Annotated in this window: 16 protein-coding genes, 1 tRNA gene and 2 pseudogenes; 10 read left to right on the top strand and 9 right to left on the bottom strand. The window is 70.6% G+C overall.

The annotated features are described in order from the left end of the window. Window positions 1-32: 32 nt before the first annotated feature. Window positions 33-1,070 (bottom strand): M56 family metallopeptidase, encoded by a 1,038-nt coding sequence (locus tag P2Q00_RS29555; RefSeq protein WP_275776155.1) that lies wholly within the window; start codon window positions 1,068-1,070, stop codon window positions 33-35. Between the two features lie 31 nt (window positions 1,071-1,101). After that, the gene (locus tag P2Q00_RS29550; protein WP_275776153.1) at window positions 1,102-1,515 is read right to left on the bottom strand and encodes a BlaI/MecI/CopY family transcriptional regulator; all 414 of its coding nucleotides are present in this window, start codon (window positions 1,513-1,515) and stop codon (window positions 1,102-1,104) included. A 205-nt stretch (window positions 1,516-1,720) separates the two neighbouring features. On the opposite strand from P2Q00_RS29550, the gene P2Q00_RS29545 reads away from it, so the two are divergent. Together P2Q00_RS29545 and P2Q00_RS29540 are read left to right on the top strand one after the other, a co-directional pair. Then, window positions 1,721-3,130 carry an MGDG synthase family glycosyltransferase gene (locus P2Q00_RS29545; protein WP_275776151.1) on the top strand — a complete coding sequence of 470 codons (1,410 nt, stop codon included), beginning with the start codon at window positions 1,721-1,723 and terminating at the stop codon, window positions 3,128-3,130. Next, window positions 3,127-3,885, top strand: a complete 759-nt coding sequence (locus P2Q00_RS29540) for a polysaccharide deacetylase family protein (RefSeq protein ID WP_275776150.1) — start codon at window positions 3,127-3,129, stop codon at window positions 3,883-3,885. Before P2Q00_RS29545 ends, P2Q00_RS29540 begins: the two co-directional genes overlap by 4 nt. Before the next feature lie 39 nt (window positions 3,886-3,924). Here P2Q00_RS29540 and P2Q00_RS29535 read toward each other — a convergent pair whose 3' ends face one another. Beyond that, window positions 3,925-4,503 (bottom strand): TetR/AcrR family transcriptional regulator, encoded by a 579-nt coding sequence (locus P2Q00_RS29535; protein WP_275776149.1) that lies wholly within the window; start codon window positions 4,501-4,503, stop codon window positions 3,925-3,927. Between the two features lie 214 nt (window positions 4,504-4,717). Between P2Q00_RS29535 and P2Q00_RS29530 the strand changes: the two genes are divergently transcribed. The 6 genes and pseudogenes from P2Q00_RS29530 to P2Q00_RS29505 all read left to right on the top strand — a co-directional run bounded on the left by P2Q00_RS29530 (window position 4,718) and on the right by P2Q00_RS29505 (window position 9,154). Beyond that, entirely contained in the window at window positions 4,718-6,166 is a 1,449-nt protein-coding gene (locus P2Q00_RS29530; protein WP_275776148.1) for an MFS transporter, read from the top strand. Window positions 6,167-6,277: 111 nt separating this feature from the next. Then, window positions 6,278-6,351 (top strand) — tRNA-Pro (locus P2Q00_RS29525). A gap of 153 nt (window positions 6,352-6,504) precedes the next feature. Continuing rightward, on the top strand, window positions 6,505-7,161 hold the full coding sequence (locus tag P2Q00_RS29520) for a hypothetical protein (protein WP_275776147.1): 657 nt from the start codon (window positions 6,505-6,507) through the stop codon (window positions 7,159-7,161). A gap of 324 nt (window positions 7,162-7,485) precedes the next feature. Beyond that, window positions 7,486-7,656: pseudogene (locus P2Q00_RS29515) on the top strand (VOC family protein); the annotation flags it as partial. A 9-nt stretch (window positions 7,657-7,665) separates the two neighbouring features. Then, window positions 7,666-7,998 (top strand): annotated as a pseudogene (locus P2Q00_RS29510) (transposase); the annotation flags it as partial. A gap of 382 nt (window positions 7,999-8,380) precedes the next feature. Next, complete coding sequence (locus P2Q00_RS29505; RefSeq protein ID WP_275776146.1) at window positions 8,381-9,154, top strand: hypothetical protein; 774 nt, start codon at window positions 8,381-8,383, stop codon at window positions 9,152-9,154. Between the two features lie 204 nt (window positions 9,155-9,358). Here P2Q00_RS29505 and P2Q00_RS29500 read toward each other — a convergent pair whose 3' ends face one another. Further along, on the bottom strand, window positions 9,359-9,655 hold the full coding sequence (locus P2Q00_RS29500; RefSeq protein ID WP_275776144.1) for an AMP-binding enzyme: 297 nt from the start codon (window positions 9,653-9,655) through the stop codon (window positions 9,359-9,361). Between the two features lie 204 nt (window positions 9,656-9,859). Continuing rightward, complete coding sequence (locus P2Q00_RS51175; protein ID WP_425579578.1) at window positions 9,860-10,096, bottom strand: hypothetical protein; 237 nt, start codon at window positions 10,094-10,096, stop codon at window positions 9,860-9,862. Window positions 10,097-10,099: 3 nt separating this feature from the next. Here P2Q00_RS51175 and P2Q00_RS29490 point away from each other — a divergent pair, with 3 nt between their 5' ends. After that, a complete protein-coding gene (locus P2Q00_RS29490; protein WP_425579579.1) occupies window positions 10,100-10,285 on the top strand; it encodes a hypothetical protein in 186 nt (61 codons plus the stop codon). Between the two features lie 46 nt (window positions 10,286-10,331). Here P2Q00_RS29490 and P2Q00_RS29485 read toward each other — a convergent pair whose 3' ends face one another. Next, window positions 10,332-11,597, bottom strand: a complete 1,266-nt coding sequence (locus P2Q00_RS29485) for an alpha/beta hydrolase (RefSeq protein WP_275776142.1) — start codon at window positions 11,595-11,597, stop codon at window positions 10,332-10,334. A gap of 201 nt (window positions 11,598-11,798) precedes the next feature. Then, the gene (locus tag P2Q00_RS29480; protein WP_275776140.1) at window positions 11,799-13,436 is read right to left on the bottom strand and encodes a rhamnogalacturonan lyase B N-terminal domain-containing protein; all 1,638 of its coding nucleotides are present in this window, start codon (window positions 13,434-13,436) and stop codon (window positions 11,799-11,801) included. A gap of 180 nt (window positions 13,437-13,616) precedes the next feature. Here P2Q00_RS29480 and P2Q00_RS29475 point away from each other — a divergent pair, with 180 nt between their 5' ends. Further along, window positions 13,617-14,756, top strand: coding sequence for a hypothetical protein (locus P2Q00_RS29475; RefSeq protein ID WP_275776138.1), 1,140 nt, complete (start codon window positions 13,617-13,619; stop codon window positions 14,754-14,756). 191 nt (window positions 14,757-14,947) lie between these two features. Here the strand turns inward: P2Q00_RS29475 and P2Q00_RS29470 are convergent, their stop codons facing one another. Together P2Q00_RS29470 and P2Q00_RS29465 are read right to left on the bottom strand one after the other, a co-directional pair. Then, window positions 14,948-16,525 (bottom strand): S53 family peptidase, encoded by a 1,578-nt coding sequence (locus P2Q00_RS29470; RefSeq protein ID WP_275776137.1) that lies wholly within the window; start codon window positions 16,523-16,525, stop codon window positions 14,948-14,950. A 47-nt stretch (window positions 16,526-16,572) separates the two neighbouring features. Next, complete coding sequence (locus tag P2Q00_RS29465) at window positions 16,573-17,907, bottom strand: alkaline phosphatase family protein (protein WP_275776135.1); 1,335 nt, start codon at window positions 17,905-17,907, stop codon at window positions 16,573-16,575. Window positions 17,908-17,963: the final 56 nt, after the last annotated feature.

Here is a 17,963-nt window from a genome sequence, read left to right as displayed (position 1 = left end):
CTCCGTTCGCTGGAACTGTTGGGGCGGGGAATTCAGCGCCTGGGTGTGCCCGGCCCCCGCAGGCCGTCCGGCCCGTCGGGACCTGGTCGCTCCAGTGTCCCGGGCCGGTCGTGGTCACGGCAGCGGCCGTGCCGGTGTTCGCGCGGCGGCGCCGGCGCGGTCGATGCCGAGGCGTCCTCGACCTCCGCCGTGCAGGTCGCGTGCTTCGCGCTCTCGATCATCTCCTCGCTGTCGGACGCGGCGCTCGCCAGGCTCGTACAGCACAGGACGAGCAACGCCGCGCCCCCGACGAACGGCAGGGCGCGGCTGCGGGGAGGCGGGGCGAGCAGCGCCCGCACCCGCTGCGGTACTGCGCCGCCGGTCGCAGCCAAGGCATTGCGGGGCGGATGTGCGGCGGAGGCGAGGGCGGCCCGGCCCACTGCGCGCGCGACGGTCCGGCGGTCGCCGATGTGCGCCGCCGCCTCCTCGTCGGCCCAGCGCTCCAGGACGAAGCAGCCCGCGTCGGCCAGTGGGCGCAGCAGTGGATTGGCGGCCGCGGTGAGCCGCCACAGGGCCTGGAAGAGATGGTGCCTGCGGTGCAGATGCGCCCGTTCGTGGGCCAGCAGGGCCTCGCGCTCGCCATCGGCGAGGCAGCGGAGCATGCCGCAGGACACCACGATCCGTCCGGGTGCCCCGGGCAGCGCGAAGGCGTCCGGCGACGGGTCGTCGAGGACGGCCAGTTCCGTGTCGCCCGGCAGCCGCCGGCACTCCCGGCGGGCCCAGCGCAGATGCCGTACCTGCCGCACGGCGGCGACCCCGAGTCCGGCGCAGGAAGCGGCCAGGGCGAGGGCGGCCAACGTCGCGACGGTGAGGTACACCGGGTCGTCGGCGCGCAGTGCCGGTACCGACCACTCGCCCTCCTTGGCGACCACGGGGATCTGCGCAAACCCGGCGAACGCCAGCAGGGCCAGCGATCCCAGCCAGCCGAGTGCCGTCACCAGCGCGGCACACGCGAGCGCCCAGGCGGCCGGACGCGGCGCCAGCCGCCGTGCCGGACCGGGGACGAGCACGGCGAGGACGACGGTGACCATAAGGGGGACGTAGACGCTGAACCGCACCGGCTCACGACCCCGTGCCGGCGGGACCGAAGTCCTGCCCGGAGTCCTGGTCGGACAGCAGTCGGTGCAGCAACTGCTCGTCCTCCTGCGACAGTTCGGAGACGAAGCGGCTGAGTACCGCCTCGCGGTTCGAACCGTGCTCAAGCAGTGCGTGCATCTGCTCGGCGGTGTGGGAGGCCTCGTCCCGGGCGGGTGCATAGGCGTAGCCGCGGCCCGCCCGGTGCCGGACGAGCATGCCCTTGTCGTACAGCCGGGACAGGATCGTCAGCACGGTCGTGTAGGCGAGGTCGCCGGGCAGCCGGTCCCGGACCTGCCGTGCCGTCAGCGGCGCCTCGGCCCCCCACAGGGTGGCGAGCACCCCGCTCTCCAGCTCACCGCGCGCCCGCCTTCCGGATGCCTCGCCCTCCCGGTCGTGCACTGTTCACCTCACCGTTCTTCGTTGCTCGGCGGCACAGCCTACCCGTCGGGCCACTACGACATGTAGGACATGGGGTCGGGCGGCGTCTCACTCGTATCTCAGCCATCTCAGATATCCCAGGGGTATCTACTACATCTTGTACGAGATTACCTACTACATGTTGTAGAGTTTCGCCGCCTCACCCCACCTGCGGAGGAACGAGCCCATGCCCCACCTCGGAAGTACGGTGCATCTGCGTGCCCTCGCGGCCGCCGCGCTGAGCCGCCGGCCCGCGCCGACGCCTTGCCGTTCGGCGCCGGCCGAACGCGTCGTGATCGTCTCCGCCAGCATCGGAGCCGGCCACGACGGCGCAGCGCACGAGCTGCACCGCCGGCTCCGGGCGGACGGCGTCCCCGTCGAGCGGTACGACCTGCTCGACCTGCTGCCGGCCCGGATCGGCCGGGCCGTCCGCGACGGTTACCACCGGATGCTCGTCCGGGCGCCATGGGTCTATCAGCGCATCTACAGCGGCACCGAGCGCGCCGGTGGCAGCGGCCCGCTGGCCCGCGCCCTGCTGCGCACCGCCGAGAACCGGATGCTGCGCGCCCTGCCCGCGGACACGGCCGTCGTCGTCTCCACCTATCCCGGGGCCAGCCGGGTGCTGGGCAGGCTGCGGCTGGCCGGCCGCCTCGACGCTCCGGTGTTCACCTACCTCACCGACTTCTCGGTGCACCCGCTGTGGGTGGCCGACGGCGTGGACGTCCACCTCGCCGCCCACGCCGTGCCCGCCGCACAGGCCCGGGCCCTCGGCGCACGCGACGTCCAGGTGGGCGGGCCGGTCGTGGACCCGCGCTTCCGGCCCGCGCAGGAGGGCGAACGCAGCGCCGCCCGGGCACGGTTCGGGCTGCCCGCCACCACCCCGCTCGCCCTGCTGGTCGCGGGTTCCTGGGGTGTCGGCCCGGTCCGGCAGGTGGCCCTGGAGCTGCGGGACTGCGGCGCGGCCGTGCCGGTCGTGGTCTGCGGCCGCAACGAGGCGCTGGCCCGGCAGCTGCGGGAGGACGGCATCGAGCACGCCTACGGCTGGGTCGACGACATGCCCGGACTGATGCACGCCGCCGATGTGCTCGTGCAGAACGCCGGCGGACTGACCTCGCTGGAGGCCTTCGCCGCCGGACTGCCCGTCGCCAGCTTCCGCTGCATACCGGGCCACGGGCCGGCCAATGCCGCCGCGCTCGACGAGGCGGGCGTCGCCGCCTGGATCCAGGACCCCGCCCAACTCAAGGACGTCCTCCACGACTTGATCGGCGGACCGCGCGGCCTGCTGCAACGCGAGGCGGGGCTCGCCCTGTTCGCCGCCGCCGGCCGGGGGCCCGCGGACGCCATAGCCCGCGCCTGCCGCACCGGCGCGCCGCTTCCCGCCGCGCTCCCTGTCACGCCTTCAGCCGCACGCGGGACCCGGCTGGCCGTACGGCGTCTGGGCGTCACCGCGGCCGCAGCCTGCACCGTCGGGGCCTGCGCGGTCGGCACCGCCGTCGCCACCACCGAGACCGGCACGGGCATGCTGCACGCCATCGGCCGCCACCTCGACTTCGACGACCTGCCGTACACCTCTCACCCGGGGGGCCACCGCTCGTGAGCGCCGCACGCCTGCTCCGTACGACCGCCCGGGTCGCCCTCCCCGTACTGGCCGCCGCTCACGCGGCCCCGGTGCTGTCCACCTTCGGCCCGCTGCGCAACCGCGTCATGCCCCGCCTCGCCGGCCGGGGCCGCGCCGACCACGTCGCGCTGACCTTCGACGACGGACCGGACCCGCTGTCCACCCCGTTCTTCCTGCGTGCCCTGGAGGAGCGGAAGGTCACGGCCACCTTCTTCCTCCTTGGCTCCATGGCGCGCCGCTCACCCGGCCTGGTCCACGAGATCGCCGCCGCCGGGCACGAGATCGCCATCCACGGCTGGCTCCACCGCCCCCTGCTGCTGCGCGGCCCGCGCGCCACGCACGACGACTTCGCCCGCGCCCGCGACACGGTCGGCGACCTCAGCGGCCGTACGCCGAGCCTGTTCCGGCCGCCCTACGGCGTGATGTCCACCGCCGCCCACGTCGCGGCCCGCCGCCTCGGCCTCACCCCGGTGCTGTGGACCGCCTGGGGCGAGGACTGGACCGCCCGGGCCACCCCGGAATCCGTCCACCGCACGGTCACGAGCGACCTGGACGGCGGCGGCACGATCCTGCTGCACGACTCCGACTGCACCTCCGCTCCGGGCGCCTGGCGCTCGGCCCTCGGCGCCCTGCCGTGGATCCTCGACACCTGCGAGGAGCGCGGCCTGTCGGTCGGGCCGCTGCGGGAGCACGGACGGCCGGGGGAGCGGGCGTTGCGCCGCACCCCCGCGTAGCCGACGGCTTCCGGCACTGACGGCCGCCGCGCCGCCCGGTCAACGGGCGGCGCGGACCCCGTCCAGGGCGATCGCCAGCACCCGGTCCCGCTGGGCGTCGTCCACGAAGACCGTCCCGGTGACGCCCGAGACCAGCCGCAGCAGATCGCCGATGTCCATGTCCTTGCGCGCCACGCCCTCCTCCTGCGCCCGCTCGAACAGCGGACCGCCCGAGGCGTAGAGCGAGTCCCGGCAGGCGTCGAAGATCTCGGACTGGCCGTCGAGGGCCTCGCGGATGGCCCGCTTCGTCACCATGTAGCCGGTGAACCTGGTGAGCCAGGAGGTGAGCGCCTCCCACGGTTCCAGCTCGGCGACCTCCTCGGCGACCTGGACCAGCTCGTTGACATCCTCCGCGTACACGCTCTCGAACAGCTCCCGGCGGGACGGGAAGTTCCGGTACAGCGTGCCGATGCCCACGCCCGCGCGACGGGCGATGTCCTCCAGCGACGCGTCGGCGCCGTGCTCGGCGAAGGCCTCGCGGGCCGCGGCCACCAGGGCGTCGTAGTTGCGCGCCGCGTCCTTCCGGTGGGGTCGGCGGGACGCCACGATCTCGCGGACGGGGAACGGCTGAGCCGGCACTGCTGCCTCCCGGGGCGGTACGGGTTGAACCGGAGGTATGCCTCCGCTACAGTGGAGGTACGCCTCCACTTTAGCAGTGCGAGGCGCCCACCACCTTTCCGCGACCGCTCACCGCGGCCGTCGGCGTGCCCGAATCCGCCCACCGGCGCACCGGGCCCGCACGACCGTGGCCCGAGAACCCCGGCCGCACCCCGCTCGTTCGGAGAGGCCCTTCATGCCCCGCAAGTCCACCCGTCTCACCTTCGCGGTCCTCGCGACCGGCGCCGGTGTGTTCGCCATGCTGCAGTCGCTGATCGCGCCGGCCCTGCCGACCGTCCAGCACGCGCTGCACACCTCGCAGTCCACCGCGACCTGGGTGATGACGGCCTATCTGCTGTCCGCCTCGGTCTTCACCCCGATCCTCGGCCGCGTCGGCGACCTGATCGGCAAGAAGCGCACCCTGGTCGCCGTCCTGTCCGTCGTGCTCCTCGGCTGTCTGCTCGCCGCGCTCGCCCCGAACATCGGCGTACTGATCGTCGCCCGGGTCGTCCAGGGTGTCGGCGGCGCGCTCTTCCCGCTCTCCTTCGGCATCATCCGCGACGAGTTCGCCGCGTCCGAGGTCCCCGGCAGCATCAGCAACCTGTCCGCCGTGATCGCCGCGGGCGGCGGCGTCGGCATCGTCGCGGCCGGACCGATCGTGTCCGCGCTCGACTACCGCTGGCTGTTCTGGATCCCCGTCGCCGTGGTCGCAGCCACCGTCCTGATCGCCCTGCGCTACGTCCCCGAGTCGCCCAACAGGGCCGAGGGCAACGTCAGTTGGCTCGGCGCCGGTCTCCTCTCCGCCTGGCTGGTCGCCCTGCTGCTGCCGCTGAGCCAGGCGGGCAAGTGGGGCTGGGGTTCGGCCCGGGTGATCGGCCTGTTCGCCGCGGCCGTCGTCCTGTTCGCCCTGTGGCTGCTGTCCGAGGCCCGCTCCCGCACCCCGCTGATCGACCTGCGCGTCATGCGGCTGCCGGCCGTGTGGACCACCAACACCGCGGCCCTGCTGTTCGGCGCCGGCATGTACGCGCTCTGGTCCTTCCTGCCCGGCTTCGTGCAAACACCCAGCTCAGCGGGATACGGCTTCGGCGCGAGCGTCACGGCCTCCGGACTGCTGATGCTGCCGATGCTCGTGGCCATGTTCTTCTCGGGCATCCTCAGCGGCCGACTGGAGCCCGTCGTGGGCGCCAAGGCGCTGCTGACGTCAGGCGCCGCGCTCGGCGCCCTCGCCCTGGGCATCCTCGCCCTCTGGCACTCCGCGCAGTGGCAGGTCGCCCTTGTCTCCGGTGTGTTCGGCCTCGGTATCGGCCTGGCTTTCGCCTCGATGGCCAACCTGATCGTGGGCAGCGTCCCGGCCTCCCAGACCGGCGCCGCGACCGGCATGAACGCCAACATCCGCACCATCGGCGGCTCCATCGGCGCCGCCGTGACCAGCGTCCTGGTCACCGGCCGCCTCCAGCCCTCGGGCCTGCCGTACGCCTCCGGCTACACCCACGGCTTCGCCCTGCTCGCGGTGCTGTGCCTCGCTGCCGCACTGGCGGCCCTGCTGGTGCCGACGACACGGACGTCCCGCCTCGCCGGCCCGGCCCGCGCCGCCGGCCAGGCACCCGCCGACCCGGAAACGGTCGCATCCGCCACCCGCGGCTGACACAGGGGGCCGACCCGGAGAGCCGGGTCGGCCGCGGGCCCGGCGAGAACACCGGTGCACATACGGTAAAGTTGACCTGCGCGATCACGCGGTTCACCGCGAGAGGCGCATCGGGACGTGGCGCAGCTTGGTAGCGCACTTGACTGGGGGTCAAGGGGTCGCAGGTTCAAATCCTGTCGTCCCGACTGGAGTCTTCTCCGTAGTCGCAGATCAGGGCCTTGAATCACATGATGTGAGACGAGGCCCTTGATCGTTTCTGGGCGGTCGTCTCACAACTTCTCACGAACTTGGATGATCTGCCCTGAAGAGGCGAGGCCTTCGCTGCCTATCCTCGTGTTGTGCAGCTACCGAGGGATCCGTCGAACGTCGCCCATGTCCTGGCGGCAGCATTTCCGGCCCGTCTTGCTGACGACGTGCGGGGCGTCCTGGCTGTCATGCCGGATGCCGGATTCGCGCCGATGCAGCCCTTCGAGGTGGAGGTGCAGGGTGAAACGGTCGCCATCCCCTCACGCATCTACAACGAGGAGCCGGGTGCCGACTTGGCACGGCGCCTGCCAGGAACCCAGCAGGTGATTTTGCACTGCCTGTACTCCCGGCACAGTGATGGCCTGCTCCGCCAGCGCCACCTTGAGAAGCTCGTGGCATCGAGCGAGCCGTGGGTGGTGCCGTTCGTAGTGCAGTTGGCCGGCGAGTACGTGCTGGAGATCCTTGAGGCCATCAGCCGGGGGCTCCCCGGACTCTCCCTGCCGGGCTCGCCCCAGCGCCGACTCTACGGGCAGTTCATCGCTCAGAATCCGGCCTTCTTCGCCCGCACAGAACGCCGAGTGGTCAGCTACTGGTCGTGCTACTACCGCTGGAAGTATGGAACGTTCGGGACGTATCCCGGATGCATCCTTCTGGAAGCATTCCGGGCGGCCGTGGTGGAACAGGTCGGCACGCCGTGGCCGCGGCACACACCGCGCCCGCTGACAGACGCGGATGAGAGGCCTGTCTGAGTTCGGACATGGCCCTATCACGGTTGTCCGGCCCACCGCGGTCTTGGCCCCCGATTCTTTCCACGCCTTGGTGTCGGCAGAGGCCCAATGTGACCGATGATCCGGTCGGCTGCCGACTTTGAAATCCCGAACAGGGTTGTCCCGCAACTGATCTCCGCATGAGGGTGGTTGGTCAGGACTGGATCCTGGGTGCCTCTGGGGCCCAACGCCGCCATGGTCGCGTCGTTCTTGTGGACCGTCCGGTTTGATCTCATGGTGTCCAACGTGGCTCAGGGTGCGACGGGTGGCGGGTGGATTCGCCTGGGGAAATGAGCGGCAGGGTCCGATGTGCGGGTCGGCACGGGTCTCGTGGGTGAAGCGCGCCTTGCCGCGCTTGAGGCCGAATGTGCGCGACTGGTCCCGCTCGGCGCGGTACACGTGCGAACGCTGTATGACGGCAATGATGCGTGCATCCCGATGCTGGACATCGAGGGCAACGAGTTCTGTATCGACTGAGCATTCTCGCCGTTGCCGGACCGGGAAGTGCTCTGCGGGATCCTGTACGTGCAGCACACCGGCATTCAGTGGGCGTACCTGCCCCAGGAGTTGGGCTTCCGCTCGGGCATGACCTGCTGGCGTCGTCTGCGGGACTGCAACGAGGCCGGCGTCCGGCAACGGCTGCACGAGGTCCTGCTCGCCGAGCTGAATGCGGCCTCGCGCCTGGACCGGTCCGACTCCCTCTTCGCCGACCGCGGCTACGACCACGACAACTACCGCGACCAGGTCCGCACCCGCGGCATCGTGCCTGCCCTCGCCCGCCGCGGCACCCGTCACGCCACCGGACTGGGTACCTACCGGCAAAATCGCCTGCTGCCTCATCACCTACCGCCAGGCTTGGCCGGGTCGTACCGAACGCTGGCCGTGCTGCCTGCGTCAGAGCCCCGCTCGGGTGGACAGGGCTTGCCCACACACGGACGATCTCGGCCCCGATCCACCGTCCTCGCGCATTGAGACGGTACTTGTCCCGCTACGGCCTTGCTGCGGGGAGAGTCGATGGAGCGAAGGTCCGACCGCTTCGGTCGGTGGCCGCCATCCTGGCTGTCCGTCAGCTACACCTCTCTGAAAATCACCCATTGAGCTCAAGCTTCATAGTCCACAGGTAGCGCGAAGTGGGCGCCTGGCATATGACAGAAGAAATATCCATCGCCTATGAAGGTAGGCAGGACACGGAAGGAAATCCATGGCACCCCGTAATGGCCGGCCCATCATGGGCAGGCTCGGCAAGGCACCCGCCAGAGTCGACAGGCGAACGCTCAACTTCGCGCAGTACCTCCACCCCACCTTGCCACCGGCCCCTACAGCGAAAAACTGGACCGACAAGGTCATCGACTGGCAGACACTGGGAAATGATCAGTACGGCGACTGTGTAGAGGCCGCAGCGCTCCACATGGAGCAGAACTGGTCGGCCTACGAAGGTCCGCAAGAGTTCATGCCCACCGAAAAAGAAGCCCTGGATGCTTACACCGCTCTCACGGGATTTCAGGCGGGGGATCCCTCGACAGACCAGGGCACCAATATGCTCGATGCGCTGAAATTCTGGCGCAATGAGGGCATCGGAGGAAACAACGTCTTCGGCTTCGCTGCCTGCGAGCCGGGCAATACCGAGCACGTACGAAACGCCATCGAACTGTTCGGTGCCGCATTCGTCGGACTGCAATTGCCCTACAGTGCGCAAGGGCAGAATGTCTGGATGGTGCCCCCGGGAGGACCGGTGGGACCGGGCCAGCCCAACAGTTGGGGTGGCCACTGCGTGCCCGTCATCGGGTACACCCCGACCCAGCTGATCTGCGTCACCTGGGGCAAGCTCCAGCCGATGACCTGGCGGTTCTTCCTGTCCTACTGCGACGAGGCATACGCAGTGCTCAGCGGTCAGTGGGCCGACGCCAACCGCGCTGACCCGGACGGCTTCACCCTCTCGCAGCTGCGAGAGGACCTCGCGGCAATCCCCGGCTGATGGCCTGAGGCTTCGGCCGGTGTCCTGCATCGGTCTGGGAGACAGGCGGCCGTAGGCCTGCCGCCGCATCGGGCAGCATGTGGCCCGTGACCTGCCCGATAACGCCCGAGGGAGGTCGCCTGTCGTCCCGGCCCAGCACGAGGGGGGCGGACAAAGCCTCAGGGCCACCCGTCAACGATCGCTGCTCGGGCCTGTGGGGAGTTGTCACGGTCGCTCGGAGGCCCGGTCCCAGGTCACGGCGGTGACGCCCCGTTCCCGCAGCACCACCTTGCGCACTTTGCCCGTCTCGGTCGACGGCAGGTCGGACACCACCTCCACGTACCGGGGCACGGCGAACGCGGGCAGCTCCTGTGCGCAGTGCCGGGCCAGGTCCGGCGGATCCAGTACCGCGCCGGGTCGTACGACAACGGCGACCATCACCTCGTCCTCGGCCAGTTCGGATGCCACCGGGAACGCGGCGGTCTCGGCGACCGCCGGAAGGGAGCGGACGGCCGCCTCCACCTCGTAGGAGGAGATGTTCTCGCCGCGCCGTCGGATGACGTCCTTGAGCCGGTCGAGGAAGCGGAACCAGCCGCCGGGCGTCCCGTCCGTGAGCGGGGCGAGCGTCTCGTAACTGGGACGACCTCGACGGCCGCCTCCTGGAACTGCTCAGCGCCGACGGCCGCATGACCCTGCGCGACCTGTTCGCGGGGACCGGCACCAGCCTCACCACCGTGCGCCGCGCACCCCGGCCAGCACCCGGCTGGTCTCCTCGACGTACTGGCCGGGCACGGAGGCGAAGTAGACGGCGGACAGCGGCCATCCGGACAGCGGCCGGGCGAGGTCGCAGCGCAGGCTCAGTCGTGCAGCGAGCAGTGACTGCAGGCGGCGGAGGTCCGCCCCTGCTCGATCACCGCGGGCCCGCACAACCTCGTCCTCGACGTCTGGCTGCGCGACCTCCACGACGTGCACGCCTTCGAGGCCCATCTCTCCCGCAGGCTCCCGCACCTGACCGTCGCCGACCGCTCGGTCGTCCTGCGCACGCTCAAGCACATGGGCCGCCTCCTCGACCACGACGGCCACTGCATCGGAGTCGTGCCCCTCCGGCATCCGCACGGCCCCGGTCGTACGACCGCCGTGTCCGCCCTGTAGCCGTGCGGGTCAGGCTTGCCGGTCGTCCACCGGCATCCGAGCGTGCCTACCGCTTCTGTCGGTGCTCGCTCGGGGTGGGCGACGGCTCGCCGCCCGCCCGGACGGCCGACTTCGTGCCCTTGTGCTTGAGGTGACGCGGCACCACGTCCTGCGGGAAGATCAGCTGCTGGCTCTGCCAGGCCAGGGCGGCGGGCATCTCGCTCGTCCAGGTGTTGAAGTTGTGCACGCCCTTGTCGGGGAAGATCGAAGCTGTGCGCAGTGGGGCCTTCGCCAGCCGCAGGAACTCCTGGGCCTGCGGGTAGATGTTCTCGTCCCCGTGCTTGCTCGCGGCGATCAGGACCGACACCTGCGGGATCGGCAGGTGCTTCAGCCGCCAGAACAGGTCGTGGGAGTCGATGCGCTTCTGCCGGGAGAGGCCGCTGCCGAACAGGTTGCCGGTGGTCAGGTCCTCCTTGATGCGGAAGTCGGGGGAGAGGGCCGCCGCCGAGGTGTAGGCGTTCGGGTCGCGCAGGGCGAGCTGCAGCGCACAGGTGCCGCCGGAGGAGTAGCCGAGGGCGCCCCAGGCGGTGGCGCTGTGGCCCACCCGGTAGCCGGACTTGAGGGCGTCCGGGAGGTCCTTGGCCAGGAATGTCTCGGTCTGCGGTCCGCCGGGTACGTTCACGCATTCGGTGTCCCGGGGCGGGGCGATAGTCGGCCGGATCTCGACGATGATCGTCGGCTGCATCTTCCCCTGCTTCATCAGATCCTGCGAGGTCTGCCAGACCCGCAGATTCTGGGCCAGGTTGAAGATGCTGCCCGGGTAGCCGCTCATGGCCACGATGACGGGGAAGCGCTGGCGGTGATACGCCTTTTGGAAGTACTGGGGCGGCAGGTAGACGAAGGCCGGGTCGATCACACCGGTGCGTCGCCCGATGACCCGCACCGACTCGACCCGGCCGTTCACCGCCGCCGGGCCGGCCGGGATGCCGGTGACGCGGTTCAGCAGTGAGCTGTCGCCGGGCTGGATCAGCTTGGTGTGGCTGTTGACGTCGGTGGTTCCGCCGGAGGAGTTCGTCCCCGTCAGAGCGGCCGGTGCCGTCGTGCCGGTGCCGAACAGCTCGCCCCAGGAGCCGTAGAACTGGTAATCCGCGTTGACGGCCGCGAAGAGCATGGTCGTCGTCACCAACTGCGTCACCCCGATGGACACAAGGCGCGCGGTGACCCATGCCCAGCCGGGCCGCCCGAGGCGCGGCCACTGCCACACCAAGAGCGCGACGAACAGCGCGGCCAGCGCGGCCAGTGCGTACACCGTTGTCCAACTGGTGAGGTCCATGTGGCGTCCCCCTTGCTCCCGAATTCCGTACGGGTAGAGGGTTGACGGGCCGGGCGCGTTCCGTCCGCTTGTGTGCCGCTCCTCACTCGAACGGCTGGCCTTCGTGGCGGAGCTGACGGTTCATCGCGAGGTCGGGGCGCACCACCTGCACCGCCACCCAGCGCCCGCTCCACTGCTTCGGCCATGCGTGCACAACTCCGCTCAGTACAGCTCCACGCAGTCGTAACTCATTCCCGGACTCAGATACCCGCTCCCGCTCGACCCGCTGATGACGCCGATGCTCAGCGTGTTGGTGCCCACGACGAACGCGTCGGCCGGCACGGAATAGGTGAACAGTGTGTTGTTGCCGCGGTAGGTGCCGATGGTCAGGCTGCGTGAGCTCGGCTGGCCGGAGGCGCTGGGGGCGGGGGAGGTCCAGTTGTTGACGGTGATCTGCGGGCGGCCGCCGGCGTGGGCGGCCGTGATGCCGATGCGGACCGTGCGGGCGGCGATCTGGGCGGAGGTGAGCGTGAAGGTCACCGTCGTCGGGTTGTTGACGTCCTTCCACTGGCAGGCCGGGAAGTCGGCGGCCGTACTGCCGCCCACGGTGTACGTCGTGGGGCCCCAGGCGCTCATCCGTGCGTCGGAGGGGTGCATGGACGTCAGCCGGGAGCCGTTCTTGAACGACACCGGCATGCCGTTCCACTCGCCGATGCGGAACACGGCGGCGGGGGTCGTCCAGGCCGAGGTGATGTTCTGGCCCGTCGTGGCCGCGCCCGCCGTCACCGTCACGCTCCGGGTGGCGACCGCCAGTTCGTCCTGGTACAGGGTCTGTGTGTATGTCCCCGGCTTCATCATCGGGCTGCTGAAGTTGCCCGTCGACCCGTCTGGTGTGCACCAGTACTGCGCGGTGCTGTTGGCGAAGCCGACCAGCGCCGAGGAGCCGCTCGCGACGCCGGACGCCTTGCCGGAGACATAGCCCCGGCCGGAGTCGGCAACCGCACCCCGCAGCCCGAGGCCGTACATGAAGCTCATGTCGGGGGTGCCCGGTGTGCTCGTACCGCCGACCATCAACGCGTACGGGCCGTACAGCACCCCCAGCCGCTGACCCTCGGTCTGGTTATGGGCGGAGAACAGGTAGTTGTACAGCTCTACGGAGGAGTTGGTGCCCTGCTGTTCGATGTCGCGGAAGAACGGGCCGCCCGCGCTGCTCTCCCGGTTGCCGTACACCATGTGGACGCCGATGCCGCTGCCGGTGACGCCGCGCGGGGTCAGCTCCAGGGCCCGGCGGTTGGAGTAGTACTTCGAGCGGGTCTGGCTGCCGACCTGATAGATGTCCGAGGACTCGATGCTGGTGCCGCCGCTGATGTCCGAGGAGGTGTTGATGCTGCTGAGGACGGAGCGGTTGAGGTACTGGATCCAGCGCAGTTCGCCGCCGCCCGCGGAGTCGACGTACGTGGCCATGTAGATGGTGTTCTGGCCGCTGACGACGACGAAGTAATGGACCAGGGTACCGCTGCCGTACCAGTTGGCGACCGACTCGGTGACGATGATGTGGTTGCCGCTCTGGGCCGCGGTGACCGTCGCCGTGCTGCCGAGGCCCGACTCGACGTGCGAGCCCTTGGTGCCGGAGGGCTGCAGCTCGGTGCCGTTGTAGTTCAGGGAGGTCAGGTCGCCGTTGGTCTGGCTGACCTTGAAGGTCAGTCCGGCGCCGGTGTTCACGGTGTAGTAGCCGCCGCTGCTGGTGTATCCGAAGCCGGCCGCTGCCGCGGGGGTGGCAGCCAGTACGGCGGCGGCCGTGCTGGTGAGCGGGACGGCCGCCGCGGAGGCCGCGAGCAACTTTCTTCTGCTGATCGCCATTTCACGGTTCCTTTCATGGGGGTGGAACCTGGGGAAGAGTCGCAGAAAGCGCTTACTGAGCGTCGAGGAAAGTAGCAACCTGCCCTCCGTGCGTCAATCGGCGGGAACGGGCGGCAACCAATCCGCGTTTGCCGGCCACTTCACGTCGTGACAGACCAACCGGTCGATCTGGAGGCAGAGATGTCCCGCACCGCACGTCGTACCGCAGCCGCCGCAACTGCCGCCCTGGCTGCGGCCGTTGGCGTCCTGATCGCCCCCGTTCCCCCGGCCGCCGGCGCGGTCGTGGCGTTCGACGGCGCGGTGGGCTACGGCGCGGGAGCCACCGGGGGCGCGGGCGGGACGACGTACCACGTGACCAATCTGAACGACTCCGGGAGCGGATCCTTCCGGGAGGCGGTGAGCCGTTCCCACCGCACCGTGGTGTTCGACGTGGGCGGCTATATCACGCTGTCCTCGGCCGTGTCCGTCGCCAGTGACATCACCATCGAGGGGGACACGGCGCCCGGTCAGGGCATCGGGCTGCGGGGCAGGGAGGTGTCCTTCTCCAACTCCTCCAACGACATCGTGCGTTACGTCCGCTTCCGGGAAGGCACGCTCGACCCGGCGGGCGGCAAGGCGAGCGTCGCGCTGGCCAAGGCGAGCGACATGATCTTCGACCATGTGTCGGTGGAGTTCGCGAAGTGGGACGACATCGACGCCGTGGGCGCCAAGGACATCACCGTGCAGAACTCGATCGTCGCCGACCCGATCGGGCAGCGGTTCGCGGCGCACACCGAAGGCGGCCCGTTCACCTGGTACCACGACGTCTTCGCCAACGCCCACAACCGCAACCCGCTGGCCAAGGCCGACACACAGTTCGTCGGGAACGTCGTCTACGACTACCAGGGCGGATACACCGCCGGGAACTCCGGCGGAACCTTCCGGCACGACGTGGCCGACAACGCCTTCGTGGCCGGACCCGTCACCGGCACGCCGTCCAACGCCTACTACCAGATGGCCCACCAGTCGGTCTGGAACAGCGGCAACGTCCTCGACCGCGACACCGACGGGAAGCTCGGCGGTTCGGCGCTCGGCGTGGGTGCGGGCGCAGCAAGCCTCGCTTCCCCCTGGTCGTCCACGACCGCCTCGCTGGCGGCCGCCGCGGGCAGCGCGCAGGCCGCGTACGCGTACGACATCGCCCAGGCCGGCGATCTGCCCCGCGACGAGGTGGACTCCCTGGTGATCGCCGATGTCGAATCGCTCGGCAGCAGCGGGCATCTGTGGAACTCGCAGACCCAGACCGGCCTGGGCAACGACGGCTACGGGACCATCACCGGCTAAGCGCTCCGCTGGATGCGCCGCGATGTGCCGTCGGTCGTCTGCGGCGCGGTCGTGGCTGGTCGCGCAGTTCCCCGCGCCCCTTCAGGGCGCTACCGAACCGCAGCGCACTTCGCCCGCCCCGCTTAGGGGCCCTCAGGCGGGAAGGGCGACGTGGGCGGCCTTCCCGCCGATGCCCGGACGGGTCGTACCGGTCAGCTGCCGGTGGTGGTGCGCAGGCGGTCCAGGAGCGCCGTGCCGTCGGGAGTGCCGAGGCCGGTGCACGGGTCCCAGCCGGGGGCGGCCTTGTAGCCGACGTTGTTCCCCTTGGTGATGTCGCGGAAGCCGGGCGCCGTGTGGCCGGGGGTGGCGCCGGGATACAGCAGGGGCTGGAGCAGGCCGAGGCGGCGGCCCAGGGCCTGGGTGAGGCGGCAGGTGAGGGCCGCCCACAAGGGGGCGACCGCGCTGGTGCCTCCGACGACCTGTTGCTGTCCGTCGACGAGGACCTGGTAGCCGGTGCCGGGATCGGCGTCGCCGGCCACGTCCGGTACGCCGCGTCCGGCGAATCCGCTGTGGCCTGCCGGGACGCCCGCCCCGGACTGCCAGGAGGGCAGCTCGAACACGTCGCTGACGCCACCGCCGGTGCCGACGCCGTTGCTGTGCCAGACGGTCTCGGCAGTGATGGTGCCGGTGCTTGTGTCCTCGATCAGCCGCGTGCCGCCGCAGGCCAGCGCGTACGGGCTGGAGGCGGGGAAGTCGGTGTGGGTACGGCGGTCCCTGGCGCCGTCGCTGCTGAGGTTGTCGCCCGAGGCCGCACAGACGGTGACGCCGAGGGCGGCGGCGTCGGCCAGCGCCTGGTCGAACAGGCGGCGGCCCTGCGCGGTCCAGGCGTCCTCGTTGGCCCCCCAGCTGATGCTGACCGCGGCCGGGGTCGGGGTGGCGTGGACGGCGGTGGTCAGCGCGTCGACGAATCCCTGGTCGGTGTTCGGGGCGAAGTAGACCAGTTGCCGGGCGGCAGGCGCCAGCGCGCCGGCGACCTGGATGTCGAGCAGCACCTCGCCGTCGGCGCTGTCGGGGTTTCCCTCCGGGGCGTTGGCGCCGCCGTCGACGCCCACCGCGGTGACGCTGGGGGCGGGGCTGATGCCGAGGTCCCTGAAGTACTGGTCGAGGTCACCGGTGGTGAAACCGCCGCCGAGTTCGATGATGGCCAGCACCTGGCCGGTCCCGTCGGTGCCCGCGGGGAAGTTGTAGAGGGTGCCGAGCTCCGGGGGAGCGTAGGAGGTTTCGGCGGCGGCCGTGTGGCGGCGCAGGTAGGGGCGTGCCTGGGGCCGGTCGTCCAGGCCGAGGACGCCGACGACGACGTCGTGCCACTCGGCGAGGATGTCCAGTGCGCCGGTGCGCTGCCGGTGGCGTACGGACGCACCGGTGTGCGGGTCCGCGCTCTCCACCTGCTGCAGCGCCTGCGGGTCCACCACGTGGCGCAGTTGGCCGAGGGTGCCCGCGATCTTGACGCGGCGGGCGCCCGGGTGGGTCTCGGTCACCTTGAGGCCGTGCTCTTCGGCGGTACGCCGGATCAGGTCGACGTCCGTCGGGTCCGCCCCGTACCGGTCGCCCAGTTCCTGCGGTGTGACGGTGTCGGTGCCCTCGACCAGGTCGTGCGGGATCGGTGCGCGGCGACGCAGGACGAGGGTGATCTCCAGGTGCTCGGAGTCCTCCACCGGGCCGATGACGCGCGCGTCCGGGACCGGTGCGCGCAGGCTTTCGGCAAGGGCGATCTTGTGCGTGGTTGCCATCTGAGGATCTCATTTCTGCTCAGGCGGAAGGCTCCGGCAGCGGTCGGTCAGGTGCGGGGGATGAGGTTGCGGGCGACGAGGGCGGCGTGGACCTGCTCCAGGTGGGAGATCTCGTGCCGGGCCGGGTTGGTGCCGGTGGAGACGGGCACGGTGACGCCGGTGAGCGGGTCGTCGGTCCTGGCCTGTGTGCGCGTGAGTACGGCGGCGAGGCCGGGGGCGGCGGCGTCGCGGGCGGTGAGTGAGGGCAGATTCCAGCGCTGCTCGACCGTCTTGAGGACGGAGGTGTGGTCCAGCGGGGTGCTGCCGTCGGGGACGCGGAAGACCGTGCCGGGCTCGATGAGCGGGGAGACCAGCACGGTGGGCACCCGCACGCCGAAGCGGGTGAAGTCGAAGCCGAACTGTCCCGCCGAACTGTCCGGCGGGAGAGCCCCGTTCGGCGGCGGGACGTGGTCGTAGCAGCCGCCGTGCTCGTCATAGGTGATGATCAGCAGCGTGCCCGCCCAGGCCGGTCCGTCGCGCAGGGCCCGGTACACGTCGTGGATGAGCTGTTCGCCCAGGGCTACGTCGTAGTTGGGGTGCTGGCTGTTGCCGGTGGAGCGCCAGCTGGGCTCCAGGAAGGTGAACGCGGGCAGGGTGCCGCCCGCGGCGGCGGCCCGGAAGTCGGTGAACAGGCCGAAGTGCGAGGCCGGTGCATGCGCGGTGTCGGGGAAGTTGCCGCGGGTCAGCGGCTGTTTGTCGTAGCCGTACACCGCCCAGTCGATGCCGTGCTCGGAGAGCCTTCCGAAGATGCTGGGCGTGGCGAACGTGTGGGTGGCGTCGTCCATGTGGCCCAGGCTGGTGGCCGCGCACGCGAACGCCCGGTTCGGCAGGGTCTCGGTCGGCACCGAGCAGAACCAGTGGTCGGCCACCGCGAACCCCCGCGCCAGACCTGACAGTACGGGCAGCGCCTGCGGGTCGAAGCAGCCCATGATGTCCGCGGCGGTGGTCCCCGGATACACGGGGCGGTGCTGAGCGGCGCGCAGGACCAGCGTGTCGGCGTAGTCGGTGACGAAGCCGTCGTTCGTCGCAGTGGGCGTCGGCGTGGCGGGAGTTGAGGTGCCGAACAGCTGCTTGTTGGTGGGCGCATAGCCTTCGCCGGGGTTCGCGCCGGGCATGAAGTAGGCGTGCGGGGCGGTGCCGTCGATCCGGAAGACGGTGACCTTCCCGCCGTGCCCGTCCGGGTTCGACTCGGCGCCGGTCAGGCCTTCGTACGGCTGCATCGAGGGTGAGACGTTGCCCTCGTCGGCATAGAGCCAGCCGAGCATGTGGTCGAACGAGCGGTTCTCCAGCATCAGCACGACCATGTGCTCGATCGCGTCCAACTGCCCTGCGTCATCCGGCATGACACGCCTCCCCCGAGGACCGACCCGGTACAGCGGCGTGCTGATCCCTCGCCGTA

The organism is Streptomyces coacervatus (genome assembly GCF_029223485.1).
GTDB lineage: Bacteria > Actinomycetota > Actinomycetes > Streptomycetales > Streptomycetaceae > Streptomyces > Streptomyces coacervatus.
The sequence above is the reverse complement of the archived record's forward strand: the minus strand, read 5'-3'. Positions and strand labels throughout refer to the sequence as shown.

Bases quoted from the DNA above. Each gene is read 5' to 3' on its own strand.
- P2Q00_RS29555 (WP_275776155.1), bottom strand. From the start codon at position 1,070: ATGGTCACCGTCGTCCTCGCCGTGCTCGTCCCCGGTCCGGCACGGCGG.
- P2Q00_RS29545 (WP_275776151.1), top strand. From the start codon at position 1,721: ATGCCCCACCTCGGAAGTACGGTGCATCTGCGTGCCCTCGCGGCCGCC.
- P2Q00_RS29530 (WP_275776148.1), top strand. From the start codon at position 4,718: ATGCCCCGCAAGTCCACCCGTCTCACCTTCGCGGTCCTCGCGACCGGC.
- P2Q00_RS29505 (WP_275776146.1), top strand. From the start codon at position 8,381: ATGGCACCCCGTAATGGCCGGCCCATCATGGGCAGGCTCGGCAAGGCA.
- P2Q00_RS29485 (WP_275776142.1), bottom strand. From the start codon at position 11,597: ATGGACCTCACCAGTTGGACAACGGTGTACGCACTGGCCGCGCTGGCC.
- P2Q00_RS29480 (WP_275776140.1), bottom strand. From the start codon at position 13,436: ATGGCGATCAGCAGAAGAAAGTTGCTCGCGGCCTCCGCGGCGGCCGTC.
- P2Q00_RS29475 (WP_275776138.1), top strand. From the start codon at position 13,617: ATGTCCCGCACCGCACGTCGTACCGCAGCCGCCGCAACTGCCGCCCTG.
- P2Q00_RS29470 (WP_275776137.1), bottom strand. From the start codon at position 16,525: ATGGCAACCACGCACAAGATCGCCCTTGCCGAAAGCCTGCGCGCACCG.
- P2Q00_RS29465 (WP_275776135.1), bottom strand. From the start codon at position 17,907: ATGCCGGATGACGCAGGGCAGTTGGACGCGATCGAGCACATGGTCGTG.